This window comes from Rhodococcus sp. GA1 (assembly GCF_024321955.1).
Lineage (GTDB): Bacteria > Actinomycetota > Actinomycetes > Mycobacteriales > Mycobacteriaceae > Rhodococcus > Rhodococcus pyridinivorans.
This window is the reverse complement of sequence record NZ_CP097186.1, coordinates 2,748,349-2,765,788: the sequence shown is the minus strand read 5'-3', so window position 1 is coordinate 2,765,788 and position 17,440 is coordinate 2,748,349. Positions and strand designations below refer to the sequence as shown.

Here is a 17,440-nt window from a genome sequence, read left to right as displayed (position 1 = left end):
GTCAGGAATGAGATGCCCATCGGCCTACCGCCGGTCGGAGGTAGCGCCACTGTCGGGCCGAAACGCGCCGTGGGAGGTCATCGGCACGTAGTGCTGCAGGATCACCGCCGCGACCGGTCGGTCGGCGCGCAGGACGAGAAGCCTGCTGCCCCTGCGCGCAGGCTGGTGTTCGAGCGTCAGCGATCAGCCGCCGCCCTCGGCGTCGCTGCCGGTGCGAACAGAGGTTCACAGACGGTGGTGCCGGCCTCGGCCGTGTACCGGTTCGTCGTGCCCGTACGGTGATCGATCATGGTGACCGAGTCGGGATCCCCTCCCGGGACCGATGCCGACGCGGTGTAGCTGTAGCGATGTTCGGTGGTGGCGAACCGCGGGTCGAGTCGAGGGAATTCGCATCCGTGATCGTCGAGCGCGGTGGCGGTGATGCGGCGGGCCCTGCGGTCGACGGTCAGCCGAGTGAGCGTGCCGCCGAAGGCCGGTCCGGCATCGCCCCGATAGTTGCGCAGGTGACCGTTCTACCCTTCCCAGCCGCCGGCCGGATCGTGCGCGACGAGTTCGACGACGGTGCGATCGCCGGCCTCGTGGGCGTTGGTGACGTGAAAGTGGAACAGCGCGTCGTGTTCGAAGGTCGCCGGGTCACCACCGTCCCGCGACACCAGGACGATGGTGGTGCCGAGTTCCGGTCGGTACGACAACGCATCGTCGAAGGGCGCAACCCCAGTGCAACCGGGACGGGATTCCGAACCAGCAGGGTCCCAGCACGAACACCATGTGCCGATCGGTCAGCGCGAAGTCGTGGACGAATCCGAGCTCGGGAATCGGGATCGTCGCGGGCCCGTGCAGCCGACCACCACGGTCCAACCATCTATCGCCGGTACGCATCGAAGGGCCATCTGCTGGGCGTCATCGTGAACCACGAGCTCGACACTCTCGAACAACTTGTCCTCGGTCGCCTGCGATTCGCCGACGAACCGTGGCTCATCCGCTCCGAAAGGGCAGCACACTGGTCGACATCGTCACCGAGGGGGCACTGAAGCACATCACCGGCCCACCCCCTGGCTGCGCACCTCGGGCCGACCCCGGAGACAGCAGTGGAATTCATGGTGGGCGTGGTCTTCAGCCAGTTGCTCTCCCCGCCCGGCACATGACCCACGCCGACGTCGCCGCGTATGTCACGAACGCGATCTACCGTCCTGACTCACGCGGATCAGCGGTTGAGCTGCGCGATCCGTCCGGTCAGCAGCGTAGCGAACGCCGTCCACGCCGAGTACGGAGCCAGCGCGGCCCCCGCAGCCGGATTCGCCTCGGCCGTCCGGCGGGTCAGATCTGCGGTACTGGCGGCGAGTAGGGCGGCGACCACAGTGGCAGGCATCAACCGATGCCACTTGAAGAACACCCACGACCACGACGCGTTGAGAACGAGATTCGTAGCCAGAGCCGCGATGTAGTTGCGACGACCCGCGTAGTCGTCGGCGTCGGTGTACTCGTCGATCGCGACGGCCGAGGTGACAGCGATATCGGCATACAGCGCCGTCCAGACGATCGGGAACGCCGCGGCCGGAGGCTGGAAACCGGGCTTGCGCAACTTGCGGTACCACCGGGAGTCCGTGTCCTGGGAGGCGATCGATCCGACGATCGCGGTGGTCGTGGTGGCAGCGGCGGTCGCGAGAACGGTACTGAGTCTCATGTCTGTCGGCTCCTGTGGATGACGGTTGATCGTCGGCTACCCGAGCCGAAGGCGCACGAAACGGACACCTCGGTAGGGTGGCGGGCCGGGAGGTCGACATGAGTGGATTGCAGCAGGTCGGTGACGGGGTCTGGGCGTTCGTGCGCACCCCGGGCGGTTGGGGTGAGGCCAACACCGGGTTGGTCGTCGCACCGGGAACGGCGTCGCTGGTCGTCGATACCGCATGGGACGTCGCATGGGCGCAGCGCATCGCCGAGGCGCAGGCACCGCTGGTCGCCGATGCTCCGATCACCGACGCGGTGAACACCCACAGCGACGGTGACCACTGGTGGGGCAACGACACGCTGCCGCCCGACGCGCGGATCACCACCAGCGCCGCCGCACTGGACGGGATGCGCGAGGATCTTCCACCGCGCGCCCTCACCGTGCTGGCCGGCACGGGCTCCCTGATCCGGCGCGTCCCCGGCCCCATCGGTGCGGCCGGTGCCTACATGGCGCGGGTCCGCGGCGGTGCCCGATTCCCGCGCCGCACCCCGCGGATGCCCGACACGACCTTCGCGACCGCCACCTCACTGGACATCGGTGGTCGCACGATCGAACTCGAGCAACTCGGACCGTGCCACACGGCCGGCGACCTCGTCGTCCGCGTGGCCGATGCCGGGGTCGTCTTCACCGGCGACCTGCTGTTCATCGGGTCGACGCCGATCCTGTGGCACGGCCCGCTCGACAACTGGTTGTCGGCGCTCGACCGTCTGCTCGGCTGGGACGCCGCGGTGTACGTGCCCGGACACGGACCGACCTGCGGTGCGGCGGAGATCCGAGCACTGCGCGACTACTGGCTGTGGCTGCGCGATGCCGCCCAGGATCATCACCGGGCCGGACTCACCCCGCTCGAAACAGCACGGAAACTCTTGCTCACGAAAGATTTCGATGCGTGGCGTCACTGGGAGTCGCCGGAGCGCATCGCACTGAGCCTGAGCACCCTGTTCGACCAGTGGAACGGCAACCCACCGGCACCGCCCACCGTGAGGCGACGCGCTGCGGCCTTCGTGACGGCCGAAACACTGCTGCGCGAAGGAGCATTCGAGGCGTCCTGACCGACGGTCAGGACAGGTGCTTCGGCTCCGGGGTCGTCTTGTGCGACCAGTCCGATCCCGCGGGCGCGGTTCCGAGCACATCCGGGCACTCGTCGTCGCGACTTCCGGCGGGCGTCAGGGAGATCACGATCGACTTGTAGGTGGGGCAGTTGCTCTTCAGTGCAGTCGAATCGAGCGGGACGAGAGGGTTGGTCTCCGGATAGTAGGCGGCCGCACTTCCCCTCGGCAGGTCGTACTCGACGATCCGGAACCTCGTGGCGCACCGTTCGCGGTCGTCGCCGTCCCATCGTGTGAACAGGTCGACGAAGTCTCCGTCGTCGAAACCCAGTGCGGCGATGTCGTCCCGGTGCATGAACACGACGCGACGGCCGCCCTCGATGCCGCGGTAGCGGTCGCTGAGGCCGTAGATGGTGGTGTTGAACTGGTCGTGGCTGCGCATCGTCTGCAGCAACAGATGCCCCGGCGGGACCTGAACCACTTCTACCGGCGAGACGGCGAATTCCGCCTTACCCGAATCTGTCTCGAAGATTCGGGTGTCGCGGGGCGGATGCGGCAGGATGAATCCTCCCGGACGCCGGACGTTGACCTCGTACCCTTCACAACCCGGGACGACGCGGGAGATGCGCGAGCGGATGTTCGCGTAGTCGTCGCGCATCGCCTTCCAGTCGATCCCGTAGCGGTCGCCGAGCGTGGCCTCGGCGATGCCCGTGATGATCGCGACCTCCGAACGCACGTGCCCGCCGGGCGGTTTCAGCGGTCCTCGGGAGGCGTGGACCGCGCACGTCGTGTCCTCGACCGACACGAACTGCGGTCCCGAGGCCTGGACGTCCTTGTCGGTACGCCCGAGCGCCGGGAGGATCAATGCCGTTCTGCCGCAGACCAGATGGGAACGATTGGGTTTCGTCGAGATGTGCACCGTCATGTCGATACCTGCCATCGCCTCCGCGGTGACAGCGGTGTCGGGTGCCGCCTGCACGAAGTTGCCGCCGAGGCCGAGGAAGAACCGCACCTTGCCGTCGCGCATCGCCTTGATCGAATCGACCGTGTCGTAACCGTTCTCACGAGGAGGATCGAAACCGAACTCCTTCTCGACCGCGTCGAGGAAACTCTGCGGCGCGCGTTCCCAGATCCCCATCGTGCGGTCGCCCTGGACGTTCGAGTGTCCGCGCACGGGCATGAGGCCGGCGCCGCGCTTACCGATGTTGCCCTGCGCGAATGCGAGATTGCAGATCTCCTTGATGGTCGCGACCGCGTTGCGGTGTTGAGTCAGGCCCATGGCCCAGCAGAAGACCGTTGCCTTCGAGCGTCGCAGCATCTGCGCGGCCTCGGTGATCTGCTGACGCGACAGGCCGGTCGCGGCGACCACCTCGCCCCAGTCGATGTCCCGGACGTGTTCGACCCATTCGTCGAATCCCCGGGTGCGGCTCTGCACGAAGTCGTGGTCGAGCGCGTCCCATTCGACGAGCAGCGACCCGAACGCCTGCAGCAGCGCGAGGTCGCCATTCACCTTGATCGACAGATGCAGGTCGGACAGATCCGTTCCCCGACCGAGCACGCCGCGCGGTGTCTGCGGGTTCCGGAAGTTGACCAGCCCCGCTTCGCGCAGCGGGTTGATCGTCAGGATCTTCGCGCCGTTCTGCTTGGCCTCTTCGAGTGCGGTGAGCATGCGCGGGTGGTTGGTGCCGGGGTTCTGCCCCTGCAGGATGATCAGCTCGGCGTGGTGCACATCGTCGAGCGTGACGCTGGCCTTGCCGATGCCGATCGACTCCTGCAGCGCGATGCTCGTGGACTCGTGGCACATGTTCGAGCAGTCGGGCAGATTGTTGGTCCCGAACGCCCGCGCGAACAGCTGGTACACGAAGGCCGCTTCGTTCGATGCCCGTCCGGACGTGTAGAAGGTGGCCTGATCGGGGCTGTCCAGCGACTTCAGCTGTTCACCGATGAGGGTGAAGGCCTCGTCCCACTCGATCGGGGTGTAGTGCGTGGCGCCGGGCCGCTTGACCATCGGATGCGTGATGCGGCCCTGCTTGCCGAGCCACAGCTCGCTGTGCTCGGCCAGTTCCGCGATGCTGTACCTGGCGAAGAAGCTCGGGTCGGCACGTCGCTTGGTGCCCTCCTCGGCGACGGCCTTGGCGCCGTTCTCGCAGAACTCGGCGATCTTGCGATGACCGGGGTCGGGATCGGGCCACGCGCAACTCGGGCAGTCGAACCCTTCGGCCTGGTTCAACTCGAGCAGTGCCTCGACCGAACGCACCAGCCCCATCTGCTCGAGGGATCGCTTCACCGCCACGGCGACGCCGGTGACACCCGCTGCGGCCTTCTTCCGGTCTTCGACCTCGAGGTCGCCTTCGTCGTAGTCGGCCCGCCGGTCACGGTTCCGCATTCGATCACCTCTCCCCACGCACGGTTTGCCGAGGAGTACCCCGGTCCGCCGCCTGCCGAAACGGGTCGGCGATTACGCCCGGACCCGCATCGCGCAGCCCCACCCGGACGTACTCTCGGGAAATGGGACGGTCGAAAATGCTCGGAATCCCGGCCGCTGCGGCGGCCGCTGTCGGTGCCTACGATCTTGTGCAGAAGCGACATTCGCTGCTACGCAACTTCCCGATTCTCGGGCACGGTCGCTATCTGCTGGAGTCGCTGGGACCCGAACTGCGGCAGTACATCACGACGAACAACAACGAGGAACGGCCGTTCAACCGCGATCAGCGCCGGTGGATATACGCTTCGTCGAAGAACGTCACCAACACCTTCGGATTCGGCAGCGACAACGACATCGAGTACACCGACGGGTACACGATCATCAAGCACCGCACGTTCTCGGACCTGCCGCCGTCGAGTGCCCCTCACGGGGGCGACAAGGTGTCGCTCCCGTCCGCGAAGGTGCTCGGCGCTGCCCGGGGACGTACCCGTGCCTTCCGTCCCGAGTCGTTCGTCAACATCTCGGCGATGAGCTTCGGTTCGCTGTCCGGTGCCGCCGTGGAAGCACTCAACCGGGGTGCCGGGACGGCCGGATGCCTGCAGAACACCGGTGAAGGCGGCCTGACGACGTACCACCGCAACGGCGGAGAATTGATCTTCCAGATCGGCACCGGCTATTTCGGGTGCCGCGACGAGGACGGACACTTCGACCTCGCACGACTGAAGCGGGTCGTCGAATCGGCACCCGTGCGTGCCCTGGAGATCAAACTCAGCCAAGGCGCCAAGCCCGGACTGGGCGGATTGCTACCCGGAGCCAAGGTCACCCCGGAGATCGCCGAGGTCCGTGGAATCCCCGTCGGCAAGGACTGCGTGAGCCCGTCGCGGCACACGGAGTTCCACGACATCGACAGCCTGCTCGACTGGGTCGAACTGCTCGCAGCCGAAACGGGACTTCCCGTGGGGATCAAGTCCGCCGTGGGCGACACGACCTTCTGGGACGAACTCACACGCCAGATGAGCGAGACCGACCGCGGAGTCGACTTCGTCACCATCGACGGCGGCGAAGGTGGAACCGGCGCTGCACCATTGGTGTTCGCCGACGCCGTATCGCTTCCGTTCCGCAGCGGCTTCGCGCGGGTCTACGCGACATTCGCCGAAGCCGGCTTGACCGACGACGTCACCTTCATCGGTGCCGGCAAACTCGGCCTGCCCGACAACGCGGTGGTGGCGATGGCGCTCGGATGCGACATGGTCAACGTCGCCCGCGAACCGATGTTCTCGATCGGATGCATCCAGGCGCAGAAATGCCATACCGACCGGTGCCCCACCGGCGTGGCGACGCAGAACCGTTGGCTCACCCGAGGACTCGACGTCCCGACCAAGGCCGACCGCGTCGCCGACTACATCGAAGCCCTCCGCCGCGACGTGTTCAAGATCGCGCAGGCCACGGGTGTGGCGCATCCCGGCCTCATCACTGTCGACGACATCGAGATCGCCGACGGCAATCGACGCGCCGTCACCCTGCGGGAGCTGTACGGCTACCGAGACGGGTGGGGACTGCCGTCGCAGGCGGACCGGGAGGAGATCACGCGTCTGATGACCGTGGAAGCGGTGACGACACCGGGTGGGACGGAGGAGTCGACGGCTACGTCGTAATCACCTGTGGTCAAAAGATCGACAAAGCGATGCGGCCGATAATGCCTCGTTATGTTAACTAGCAACTTTGCTCGCCCTCTTACTGCGGATGACGGTGCTCCAGCGACCGATCCGATCGCACAGCCTGTCGGCGCGCCAGGGCTCCCCAGCTACCGGATGTCTGCGCCCTGGGCGGACGTCGACTGGCGCCGCAGTCGGGCGGACGTGTGCCTCGCAGGTGGCCCCTGATTCGCGGCGACGACAGAACCATCTGGGTGGCGGTATGCCACCGAGGACGCGCCGGCCGGCCCGCAGTACTCGTCGAAGCGCATCAGCGACGGCCCCTCCTCGTAGACCGCATTTACCCACCGGAACTTGATGGATAATCGGGGTTATCCATGATTTATCGCAGTGGCGGAACTGCGCAAGGGTGACCCCGCCAATCAGCGCCATCCTGCGATCCGAAGGACGCCACGTCGAGAGGCCGTCAAGCCCGCTGGCACGTGCGAGTTGCTACCGGGGATCCTCTGTGGGGTCGGAAACCGGGTTCTGGACCACTGTGTGTGATGGTGCGACACTGCGACTCAGGGTAGGGATCCTGGCAATTCCGCCTGGCAGACTTCGGCCATGGACCGGAACCGAGGCACCGGAAACAACGGTCGCCACGAGTACTACAGCACCAGCGACGTCGGTGAGGAACTGCCGACCGTCCGGCACGGTGACTTCGAACAAGCGGACTAGTAGGACTTTGTTAGGTTCACCACTTCCTGGTGTGAGGCCTCGAGATTCGGCGAGATGTCCGAGACGATAACCAGGTGGATGCCGCAGCCCTGACCGATGTCGGTGAACGTCTCGATGCGTTCATCGGCGAGGTGTTCTCCTCGCTCAAACGCAAGGACCAGCGAGCAACGGCCGGGGTATATGCGCGAGGGTTGATGCTCGACGGGCGCCGCAAGTCGATGCAGCCGATGGCCGACCGCCTCGGGATCGATCACCAACGCCTGCAGCAGTTCGTCACCACCTCACCGTGGGATCCGGTACCGGTCCGGAAAACACTGTCCCGCAAAGCGTGTGATTTGATCTCCCCGGATGCGTGGGTGATCGACGACACCGGATTCGCCAAGGACGGTGACGCCTCGCCGTGTGTGGCCCGGCAGTATTCGGGCACCCTCGGCAAGGTCGGAAACTGCCAGGTCGCGGTCAGTGTGCACGCCGCCACCGATACCGCGTCCGCACCCTTGGATTGGCGGCTGTATCTGCCTGAGAGCTGGGACGATCAGCGGTGCGACGATCCGGAGACGGCCTCGGCGATCACCGCTCGCCGGCGACGCAACGCGATCCCGACCGAGGAGCGCTATCGCACCAAGGCGGTGATGGCTCTCGAGATGCTCGACGAGCTGATCGCGTGGGGCCGGATCCCGCCGGTGATCGTCGCCGACGCCGGCTACGGCGACTCGGCGACCTTCCGGCAGGGCCTGACCGACCGCGATCTGGTCTATGTCGTGGCGGTCAAGGGCGCCACCCTCGCGCACCCCGCCGATGCAGTCCCGGCCGCCGCCGCGTACTCCGGGCGCGGGCGGCCTCCGACCCGACGCTACCCACCGGCCGTGACCTGCAGGGATCTCGTTCTGGCGGCCGGAGTAGGCGCGCTGACCGAGGTCACCTGGCGCCGCGGAACCAAGACCGGTCCGGGCAACCCGACCGCGGTGATGCGCTCACGGTTCGTGGCGCTGCGGATCCGCCCCGCGAACCGCACCATTCCCCGCGACGAGGATGGAACCCTGCCGCAGGCGTGGCTGCTCGCCGAATGGCCGGCGGGCGCGGCGCAGCCCACCGACTTCTGGCTGGCCACCCTGCCCGAGGACACCCCGCTGTCAGAGTTGGTGCGCCTGGCCAAGATCCGCTGGCGCATCGAACACGACTACCGGGAACTGAAAACCGGTCTCGGACTCGACCACTTCGAGGGCCGCTCCTGGCTCGGCTGGCACCACCACGTCATCCTCGTCACCGCCGCACACCTGTTTCTCACCACCCTGCGGCTGACCGACCCAAAAGCGATCGGGCGGGACTGACCCTCTACGGCATTGTGCGCGAACTCCAACGCACACTGGCCTATTGGATCGGTACCTGCCCGACCTGCCATCACACCTTCCCAACCTAACAAAGTACTACTAGGATATGCGCTTTTTGTCCGCGCTGACCAGACATCTGTCGGCACGATCCTGGGACACTGGGGTGTACGAGATCGAACGGCTGAGCTGGGCGGATTCGGTCATGACGTTGGTGGTGCGGGTATGGGGTCGCGATGACTCCGGCCTGGTCGGTTGGCGCGAACACCTGCCCACAATCCGAGCAGGTTTCGCACCCGACGATCCGGAGACAGTCGCGAGCGCCTGGCACACCGGCGAGTTCTGTCCCAGCTACCTGCCGCACCCGTATTCGCCTGGCCCCGACGGTATTCACTGGATCGGGACCCGGCGACCGTCTCACCCCGACAACCGGTGATACCGACCCCGCCGCTGGATCGTCACGGAAGGGTGGACCAGAACCGGACACCGTCACGTTAGGCACGCCGGCGCCGAGCCGCTCCACCGTTCGGTGCCCGCTCGTGCCTCCAGTCGACCAGCGACCGGGCGAACTTCGACATTCTTATACGCTCTAGCAGCTAATACAAGATAAAGTAGGATTTCTCATCTAAGCTTGTACACGTCGAGGGGACGAGCATGGCCGAAACATCACAGCTTCTCTCCGGCGCGATCGCGCTGCTGCGTCGTGCCGGCATCCGCCTTGTCTCCGGTTCCCTCGACGCCTGGGACCTGACTCTGCCCGACGGCCGGGAATTGCCGACCCGGGTGCGCATATCCCGGCGGCCACCCACCCCCACGGTCCTCGCCCGGCTGCTCGCCGAACCGGGCCCAGCCCGGCGCGTGCTCGTGGTAACCCCACACGCCACGGCGCATCTGCGCACTCTCGCGACAAACGGCGAAATCGATCTCATCGCCGTGGACGAAGACCTACTCGTATTCGCCGGCGCGCGCTACGACGTGACCGAAAACGCAACCCCTACATCCCCTGCCGCATCTGCTGCCCGGGGCCGCAAACCCTGGGTGCGCTGGGCTCTGGCCCGGGTCCTGCTGCTCTCGGATAGGGCGCAAACCCAACACCGGCTCGCCGAGACACTGGAGGTCTCCCAGCAGGCAGTCTCATTCGCCCTCAAACAGCTACAGGCGGCGCGGCGCACCGAGCACGGCTGGTTCGCCGCATCCCCCGAGGAGTTGCTCGCGGACTATCTGGCCGGCTATCCCGGTCCCGGTGGCGCCGTGACCTACTGGTACGGCCTGGATCCAGTGATTGCCCAGGCCACCGCCGTTGTTGACTTCTGCGCCCGGCAGGATGTGGCAGTGTTGGTCAGCGGCGATGCCGCGGCCGATGTGTACGCCCCATGGCGGCTGCCGACCCGGGCGATGCTCTACACCGATCGGTTCGTCGACCTCGCCGCCGCGGGCTTCAGTCCCGCCACCGAGGCCGAACACACCATGGCCGTGCAGGTCCCCGCCGATCCGACCCTGTGGCGCACCGCGGAGATCAGCGAGCCAGTGCTGTTGGCCGATCCGCTGATCACTGCGGGCGATGTGCTGCGCACCGGTGGCGCTGATGCCGCCGAAGCCGCCGATCATGTGCTCGCCACGATCCGTCAGAAGGCTGCTCTGTGACTGATACGACCGAGGTGGAGATCCTCGCCGCGTCGAATGCCGCCGACCGCGGCCTGCGGGCGTTGGCCGATCTCGCCGCGGCCACGGCCGGGGCCAACTATCGGGTCGTCGGCGGGCACATGGTGCACCTGCTCGGTCGCCTCTACCCCACCGACACCGCTGCCCGGGTCACCGCCGACGCCGATGCAGGCATGGACCCTGTCGCCGCGGCCGACGCCACCTTCCACACCGCGCTACTTGCCCGTGGTTATCGGCTGGTGACCGGCAACCACTACGAGGCACCCTCCGGGGACGGCACTCCCCTGTCGGTTGATCTCCTGGTTCCCGGCACCGGTGGTCGCCGGATCGAACGCGTCGAGTACGCCGGGCGCGGCTTCGACGCCATTCCCGGTCTGACCCTCGCGCTGGCCGCCGACCCGATTCGGGTGCGGGTGCGGGCACGCCTGACGACCGGCGAGACCGTGCGTTTCGGGGTGCCGGTGCCCGGCGTCGAGCAGGCGGTGGTGCTCAAGGCGCTCGCCTGGCGCAGCCGCCTCGCCGCCAAGGATGTCGCCGACCTGTGCACCCTGTTGTCGATCACCCATGAACACCGAGACCGGTTTCCCGCTTGGAAGCTGCACACCGCCCGTACCGGTGCCCGCAAGGACGCAGCCCGGGCTCTGCACGAGCTGGTCGCCATGCTCGACCGCGGCCAGCGCATCGACGGACTGACTATCGCCCCGGCGCGTCTGTCCGGTCTCATTCGCCGCTACGTGGTCGACCCCCACACGGCCCGACCGCCAAGCGACACCGGCACCGCGCAGCAGATCGCTCGTGATCCCAGCGGACAGGAGGCGTTGCTGTCGGCTCTGCGCGCCGCCGTGTCCGGTCACCCACCACGCTCGAAGCCCGGTACACCCGGCGGTAGTACGACCCCGGCCCAGCCGGAGCCACCCGACCACAGTCCCCAGGCTGGCCCCGACCTGGAGCTGTAAGCCCGGCATTCCTTGTTCGAGAGGAGCCCCAGACCTCGCACGCTGTCCGCGACCCACGGTGCATGCATGGCTCGCGATGCGTGCACGCATCGCACGCACTGCACGCATCGGTATCGACGCGGATCAGAAAGCCTGGGTCCGAGCCACTGGTGCAGTTCACGCTATCGTGCCCACGACAACTCGCGCCGGGAATAGCCGGAGGCAGGGGCGCGTTGCACTGTCCGGATCGGGTGCGTTTCCGTGTCCCCCGGGCTCAACCCTTTGCCTTCACGGAGTTCCGTTCGGCTGGAGCCGTGTTGCGCCTTTCGCCGAGAGGCGACCGAATGCACCCGATCCCTTCCCCGTCCACTTCGTGCCAGCACGCTGCGGCGGCGTAGCCCATTGCCCACCTGCCTCGCGCAGCATCCGGCCGGCACCGCGAGCTTCTGCAACGCCTTGTCGGTACGGTCGTGGAGCCGGTGAACCAGACACCGACATCAACCGGCGGCGGCACGATATGGGGACGACATCCCCGCCCGCTCGGACACTCCCGTGCCTCCGGACTGTCACCATCAGTATCGACACTTACGTCAGGTGCCAGGTCCAGCGACTTACACCAGGTGATCACAGATTATTCACGTGATGTGCCGCCGACGGCGATGTCGCTGGATGGTCCCGGGGCCAGGAGATGCGAATCTAATATCGTGCCGCTGATTGTGCCCCGGGGTCTCCCCAATCATCGTTTCGTCCGCTACGTTCGACCACCTGTCAGTTCTCCTGGACGCGAGAGCGTTCCGCTGTATCCCCTACAACCGGCGACTCGTCAGATCAGAGTTCTCGTTGACACTGGCACCCTCGAACAATCCTCGGTGGAGGCGCTGGTAGCGCTCTTGACGAGGAGCGAGATCGAGTCCTGCCTTGTCGTTCAGAACGACGACGATTCACCATCCGATTGGATGAATGCTCTCGGCATCGACCGGTGGTACCGCTTTCACTTCACTACCGTGGACGAGGCTCCCCGAAGGGGTGACTCCTCGGTCGTGGGGGTGGAGGGGTTTGTTGGCGTTGACCAGGTGCTGGGCGCCACAGGACACTTCTTCGGTGTCTACTCGCAGCTCGACCATCACCGTGGTGAGGTAGCCGCTGGCCACGATGAGTTGTCGATCGCCGACCGCCATCGAGCGGCTGCGTTGGCCAGTGCCGCAGGCACACTGGGCGCCGATGTAATTGTCACGGGTGCTCGCACGGCTGGACGACACGACGTAGCCGACAACGACATAGCGATCAGCCTTTCCCCGGATCAGTTCACCCGGCTTTTCGGTCACTATCTCCGGATAACCGGGAACCGGGACTTGGAGGTTTCCTTCGGACAGCTGGTCGGCGGTGGAAGCTACAGGCGCACGCACAGCGCTCGATCAGTCACCGACATGTACGAGGCGGGCATCGATGCGTCGGCGCCGCATCTGACTGCGATACGAGTGATGGCCTTGGGAGCGGGGGATCAGGGATTGGTCGATTCGTCGAAGACTCCGGCGCCGCCGCACACCCCGGTGTCGGGCAGGGTCAGCTCGACCCGGGCCGCGGCGTCGTGGTCACCGGCCAGGGCGGCGGCGATGCTGCGGACCTGCTCGTATCCGGTCATCGCCAGGAACGTCGGGGCCCGGCCGTAGCTCTTCATGCCGACGACGTAGAAGCCGGGTTCGGGGTGGGAGAGCTCGGCGACTCCGTGCGGATAGACGGTGCCGCAGGAGTGCACGTTTGGGTCGATCAGCGGGGCCAGCGCGGTCGGGGCCTGCAGGACCGGGTCGAGGTCGAGGCGGATTTCCGAGAGCCACGACAGATCGGGGCGGAACCCGGTCGAGGCGATGACCTCGCCGACGGCGTCGATGCGGGCGCCGGTGTCAGAGACCAGCGTGAGCTGACCGTCGGTGGTGGGTTCGACGGCGGCGGTGCGGAAGCCGGTGACGACCTCGAGGAGTCCGGCGTCGACGGCCGTCTTGGCGCGCAGCCCGACGTCGCCGCGGCGCAGCACCCAGGTCAGCCGGGTGCCGGGGGTGGTGCGGGCGAGTTCGGCCAGCGCGACGATGGCATTGAGCGTTGAGTGGCCACTACCGGCGATGACGGTGTGCCGGCCGGCGTAGCGGGCGCGCACCGCGTCCTCGCCCAGGTCCGGGACGCGGTAGGTGATCTTCTCGGCGGCGGCGCGCTCGCCCAGGGCGGGCAGTCCTTCACCGCCGAGGGGGCTGGGGGTGTCCCAGGTGACCGAGGCGTCGATCACGGCGCGGGCGAGCAGGCGGGATTCGGTGCCGTCGCGGTGGCGTACGTGCACCGACAACGGTTCGGTGTCGCGTCCGGCGTCGACGATCCGGTCGCGGCCGCGGCGGGCGATGCCGATGACCTGGTGGTCGAGCCGGACCGCGTCGCCGAGGGCGTCGGCCAGCGGGGTCAGGTACCGGCCGGCCCAGTCCTGGCCGGTGGGGTAGGAGTCGACGCCGGGGGCGCTCCAGCCGGTGGTGTCGAGGAGACGCGGGCTGCGGGGTCGATCAGTTCGGCCCAGCGGGAGAAGGTGTGGACGCTGTGCCACTGCGTGATGGCGGCTCCGGCGCTGGTACCCCGCTCGAGTACCAGCGGCTCGAGGCCGCCTTCACGCAGGTGAGCGGCGGCGGCCAGGCCGATCGGTCCGGCTCCCACCACGACGACGGGCAACTCGCTCATAACAGATCCTTTCATCGATGGGTATCGATCTAAGCTGCCGCCAGAATATAGATGGGCATCGATGAATGCAGCCATCGATGCCGATCGATATAGTGGGGGTATGACATCACTCGGCCTGCCGACCCCGGCCATCCCCGGCGCGGAGGTGGACATCGACGCCCTGAGCCCCGAGGACGCGGCCACCTACGCCGGGTGGTTCGCCTGCCTGGCCGAGCCCACCCGGGTGCGGCTGCTGCACCACGTCGCCGCCCGCCCGGCCGGCATCACCGTCGGGGAACTCGCCGAGATCCTCGGGATCGGCCAGCCCACCATCTCCCATCACGTCCGCAAGCTCGCCGACGTCGGCTTCGTCACCACCGGCAAACACGGCACCAGCACCGTGGTGATGGTCAACCCGAGTTGCTGCAGCGACCTACCCAGTGCCGCCGACGCGGTCATGGGTGTGCTCACCGCACGGCCGTGCTGCCCCGAGGACGTCCCGGCCGACGTGAGCGTGCGCCCGCTCGCCGACCGCGATTGGGAGGCGGTGCGCCGCATCTACGGAGAGGGCATCGCCACCGGTACCGCAACGTTCACCACCGAGGTTCCCACCCGCGAGGTCCTCGAGGACCAGTGGCTGCCCGGGCATCGGTGGGTCGCCGAGATCGAGGGCCAGGTGGTCGGCTGGGCAGCGTTGAGCCCGGTGTCGGGGCGCGAGTGCTACCGGGGGGTGGCCGAGAACTCGGTGTACGTCGGCGACGGCATGCGCGGACGCGGGGTCGGCAAAGCGCTGCTGCGTACCCAGGTCATCGCCGCCGATCAGGCCGGACTGTGGACGCTGCAGACCTCCATCTTCCCGGAGAACCGTCCCAGCCTCGCCCTGCACCATTCGGCGGGGTTTCGCACCGTCGGTGTGCGCGAACGCATCGGCAAACTCGCCGGGGTGTGGCGCGATACGGTACTGCTCGAACGCCGCTCCGAGTCCGTTCCCGCCGCTGACAACCACTGACGAACGGGACCGACCGCCATGGATATCGAACTGCTGTACTTCGACGGCTGCCCGAACTGGCAGCTCGCCCGCGACCGCCTCGCCGAGGCCCTGGCCGCAACCGGCAACGCCGGCACCCCGATCCGGCTGCGCCGTATCGAGACCCCGGAGGCTGCTGAGCGCGCCGCCTTCGCGGGCTCCCCGACGATCCGCATCGACGGGATCGACCCGTTCGGTCCCACCGAGGGTGTCGGGTTGACCTGCCGCGTCTACCGCACCGCCGACGGACCCGGCGGCGCCCCGAGCACCGCGGAGCTGATCGACGTGCTCCGCCGGGTCGAAGGTCGGCAGGGCTGAGCCGGTGTCGGGCTTGACCTTCGAGTCGACTCGAAGGTTTACCGTCGAGGAGTGAGCACGATGCTGATCTCCCAGTTCGCCGAACACACCGGTGTCCCGGCCACCACCTTGCGGTTCTACGAATCCGCAGGACTGGTCCCGGCGGGGCGCACCGACAGTGGATATCGCGTCTACGGAGATCGGGATGTCGACCGCGTTGCGTTCATCCAGGCGGCCAAGCACGTGGGACTCCCCTTGGGTGAGATCCGCGAACTACTGGCGGTGTGGGAGCACGATCCCTGCGCCGAGGTCCGTGCGCAGCTACGCCCGAAGATGGCCGCTCGCCTGGACGAGGCCGCCACCCGGACCGCGGAACTCGCCGCCTTCACCGACACGCTTCGGCATGCTCTTGCCCAGCTCGACGACCTGCCTGATCGCGCCGAGCCGTGCGATGCCGGCTGCGGATTCCTTGCGCCGCAGCCCCGCACCCAGGTCGTCGACCCTCCTTTCGCTGCGCCTGGCGCGGCGATCACCGTGCCGGCCGACCCGCCGATTGCCTGCTCCCTCGACGCCGCCGACCACGGGGAACGTGTGCACCGGTGGCAGCAGGTACTCGTCGACGTTGTCCGCGAACCCGGTCCGGCGGATGTGCGACTGCGCCTGCCCATCGACCGAGTCGGTGCACTCGCCGAACTCGCCGCCGCCGAGCAGCACTGCTGCCCGTTCTACGAATTCGACCTGCATCTGCGCGGTACCGAAGTGATCCTCGACGTGGGGGCACCGGCAGCGGCTGCAGAAATGGTGCGCGCGTTGTTCGGCGACGGCACGAGCGCCCCACCTGCTCGCTGACCACCGGTCCCACATCCCTGGCTTTCACAGCCGGTCCCCACTGCTGCCTCGCTCGACCCGCCTCGAAAGGCCTCTACCAGCGCATGTCCGCGACCCAGTGGCTCGAACGCCACCAGATCCTCGTCTACCTCGGTGCCCTGGTGACCGGCGCCGTCGTGGGACTGACCCTGCCGGATTCCTCGTCGGTGTTCGAAGCGAGCATCTACCCGCTGCTCGGGGCACTGCTCTACGCCACCTTCCTGCAGGTGCCGTTCACCACACTGGCCGAGGCCGTCCGCGACCGCCGGTTCCTCACCGCGGCCCTGGTTCTCAATTTCGTCGTCGTCCCGCTCGTCGTCGCCGCCCTGACGTTGGTGGTGACATTCCCGCAGGCCGTGCTGCTGGGCATCCTGCTGACCCTGCTCACGCCCTGCATCGACTACGTCATCGTGTTCTCCGGTCTCGCCGGAGGTGACAGCAGGCGACTGCTTGCCGCCTCACCGCTGCTGATGTTCGCCCAGATGGCGGCACTGCCGCTGCTGTTGTGGCTGTTCATGGGATCAGAGCTCACCGATATCGTCGACGTCGCACCGTTCCTCGAGGCGTTTCTCATCCTGATCGTCGCACCGCTCGCCCTGGCGTGGGTCACGCAGGCCCTGGCTGCACGGCGCCGTGTCGGTGTCGTGCTCACCACCGCGTTCACCGCGGCGATGGTTCCACTGATGGCCGGAACCCTGTTCGTCGTCGTGGCTGGTCAGATCCCGAAAATTCGCGACGAACTCCACCACGTCGGCACGGTCATCCCCGTCTACGCCGCCTTCTTGATTCTCATGGCCGGACTCGGATTCATCGCGGCACGAGTGTTCCGGTTCGACGTCGGCCGCTCACGTGCGTTGATCTTCAGTGGTGCCACCCGCAATTCGCTCGTGGTACTTCCGCTCGCGCTCGCCTTACCGGCCGGCTATGCCCTGACCCCCGTCATCGTCGTCACGCAAACCCTGGTCGAGCTCGTCGGCATGGTCCTCTACGTCCGGCTCGTGCCACGCATGGTTCCCGACACACCGACAGCATCTCTGCCGTGAGGCATCGCT

13 protein-coding genes and 2 pseudogenes are annotated in these 17,440 nt (G+C 67.2%); 10 read left to right on the top strand and 5 right to left on the bottom strand.

What is annotated here, in order from left to right; translation table 11 throughout:
- The first annotated feature begins 90 nt into the window (after positions 1-90).
- Positions 91-282, top strand: a complete 192-nt coding sequence (locus M3330_RS13090) for a hypothetical protein (RefSeq protein WP_255028904.1) — start codon at positions 91-93, stop codon at positions 280-282.
- On the opposite strand, the pseudogene M3330_RS13085 reads toward M3330_RS13090, so the two are convergent.
- A pseudogene (locus tag M3330_RS13085) lies at positions 261-692 on the bottom strand (carotenoid oxygenase family protein); the annotation flags it as partial. The gene M3330_RS13090 and the pseudogene M3330_RS13085 sit on opposite strands and share 22 nt — an antisense overlap.
- Before the next feature lie 512 nt (positions 693-1,204).
- A complete protein-coding gene (locus M3330_RS13080; RefSeq protein WP_006553109.1) occupies positions 1,205-1,684 on the bottom strand; it encodes a TspO/MBR family protein in 480 nt (159 codons plus the stop codon).
- A gap of 98 nt (positions 1,685-1,782) precedes the next feature.
- Between M3330_RS13080 and M3330_RS13075 the strand changes: the two genes are divergently transcribed.
- Complete coding sequence (locus M3330_RS13075; protein ID WP_037216366.1) at positions 1,783-2,781, top strand: MBL fold metallo-hydrolase; 999 nt, start codon at positions 1,783-1,785, stop codon at positions 2,779-2,781.
- A 7-nt stretch (positions 2,782-2,788) separates the two neighbouring features.
- Here the strand turns inward: M3330_RS13075 and M3330_RS13070 are convergent, their stop codons facing one another.
- Positions 2,789-5,164: an FdhF/YdeP family oxidoreductase gene (locus tag M3330_RS13070; protein WP_255024914.1), complete on the bottom strand. Its 2,376-nt coding sequence runs from the start codon at positions 5,162-5,164 to the stop codon at positions 2,789-2,791.
- 122 nt (positions 5,165-5,286) lie between these two features.
- Between M3330_RS13070 and M3330_RS13065 the strand changes: the two genes are divergently transcribed.
- The 4 genes from M3330_RS13065 to M3330_RS13050 all read left to right on the top strand — a co-directional run bounded on the left by M3330_RS13065 (position 5,287) and on the right by M3330_RS13050 (position 11,524).
- A complete protein-coding gene (locus tag M3330_RS13065; protein WP_255024913.1) occupies positions 5,287-6,858 on the top strand; it encodes an FMN-binding glutamate synthase family protein in 1,572 nt (523 codons plus the stop codon).
- Between the two features lie 794 nt (positions 6,859-7,652).
- A complete protein-coding gene (locus M3330_RS13060) occupies positions 7,653-8,909 on the top strand; it encodes an IS701 family transposase (protein WP_006554210.1) in 1,257 nt (418 codons plus the stop codon).
- Between the two features lie 651 nt (positions 8,910-9,560).
- Positions 9,561-10,550, top strand: a complete 990-nt coding sequence (locus M3330_RS13055) for a hypothetical protein (protein WP_006554208.1) — start codon at positions 9,561-9,563, stop codon at positions 10,548-10,550.
- Positions 10,547-11,524, top strand: a complete 978-nt coding sequence (locus M3330_RS13050) for a hypothetical protein (protein ID WP_052040179.1) — start codon at positions 10,547-10,549, stop codon at positions 11,522-11,524. Before M3330_RS13055 ends, M3330_RS13050 begins: the two co-directional genes overlap by 4 nt.
- Positions 11,525-12,444: 920 nt before the next feature.
- Here M3330_RS13050 and M3330_RS13045 read toward each other — a convergent pair.
- Positions 12,445-12,828 (bottom strand): hypothetical protein, encoded by a 384-nt coding sequence (locus M3330_RS13045; RefSeq protein ID WP_065996612.1) that lies wholly within the window; start codon positions 12,826-12,828, stop codon positions 12,445-12,447.
- A 176-nt stretch (positions 12,829-13,004) separates the two neighbouring features.
- Positions 13,005-14,218, bottom strand: a pseudogene (locus M3330_RS13040) (NAD(P)-binding domain-containing protein).
- Between the two features lie 100 nt (positions 14,219-14,318).
- Here M3330_RS13040 and M3330_RS13035 point away from each other — a divergent pair.
- The 4 genes from M3330_RS13035 to M3330_RS13020 all read left to right on the top strand — a co-directional run bounded on the left by M3330_RS13035 (position 14,319) and on the right by M3330_RS13020 (position 17,431).
- Positions 14,319-15,206, top strand: coding sequence for a metalloregulator ArsR/SmtB family transcription factor (locus M3330_RS13035; protein ID WP_064061719.1), 888 nt, complete (start codon positions 14,319-14,321; stop codon positions 15,204-15,206).
- A gap of 18 nt (positions 15,207-15,224) precedes the next feature.
- Positions 15,225-15,542, top strand: a complete 318-nt coding sequence (locus M3330_RS13030; protein ID WP_006554203.1) for a hypothetical protein — start codon at positions 15,225-15,227, stop codon at positions 15,540-15,542.
- 60 nt (positions 15,543-15,602) lie between these two features.
- Positions 15,603-16,370, top strand: coding sequence for a MerR family transcriptional regulator (locus M3330_RS13025; protein ID WP_039586197.1), 768 nt, complete (start codon positions 15,603-15,605; stop codon positions 16,368-16,370).
- Positions 16,371-16,453: 83 nt separating this feature from the next.
- Positions 16,454-17,431, top strand: a complete 978-nt coding sequence (locus M3330_RS13020) for an arsenic resistance protein (RefSeq protein ID WP_064061720.1) — start codon at positions 16,454-16,456, stop codon at positions 17,429-17,431.
- Positions 17,432-17,440 lie beyond the last annotated feature (9 nt).

Coding starts and splice junctions, on each gene's coding strand:
- M3330_RS13080 (WP_006553109.1), bottom strand. CDS start 1,684: ATGAGACTCAGTACCGTTCTCGCGACCGCCGCTGCCACCACGACCACC.
- M3330_RS13075 (WP_037216366.1), top strand. CDS start 1,783: ATGAGTGGATTGCAGCAGGTCGGTGACGGGGTCTGGGCGTTCGTGCGC.
- M3330_RS13070 (WP_255024914.1), bottom strand. CDS start 5,164: ATGCGGAACCGTGACCGGCGGGCCGACTACGACGAAGGCGACCTCGAG.
- M3330_RS13065 (WP_255024913.1), top strand. CDS start 5,287: ATGGGACGGTCGAAAATGCTCGGAATCCCGGCCGCTGCGGCGGCCGCT.
- M3330_RS13055 (WP_006554208.1), top strand. CDS start 9,561: ATGGCCGAAACATCACAGCTTCTCTCCGGCGCGATCGCGCTGCTGCGT.
- M3330_RS13035 (WP_064061719.1), top strand. CDS start 14,319: ATGACATCACTCGGCCTGCCGACCCCGGCCATCCCCGGCGCGGAGGTG.
- M3330_RS13030 (WP_006554203.1), top strand. CDS start 15,225: ATGGATATCGAACTGCTGTACTTCGACGGCTGCCCGAACTGGCAGCTC.
- M3330_RS13025 (WP_039586197.1), top strand. CDS start 15,603: ATGCTGATCTCCCAGTTCGCCGAACACACCGGTGTCCCGGCCACCACC.
- M3330_RS13020 (WP_064061720.1), top strand. CDS start 16,454: ATGTCCGCGACCCAGTGGCTCGAACGCCACCAGATCCTCGTCTACCTC.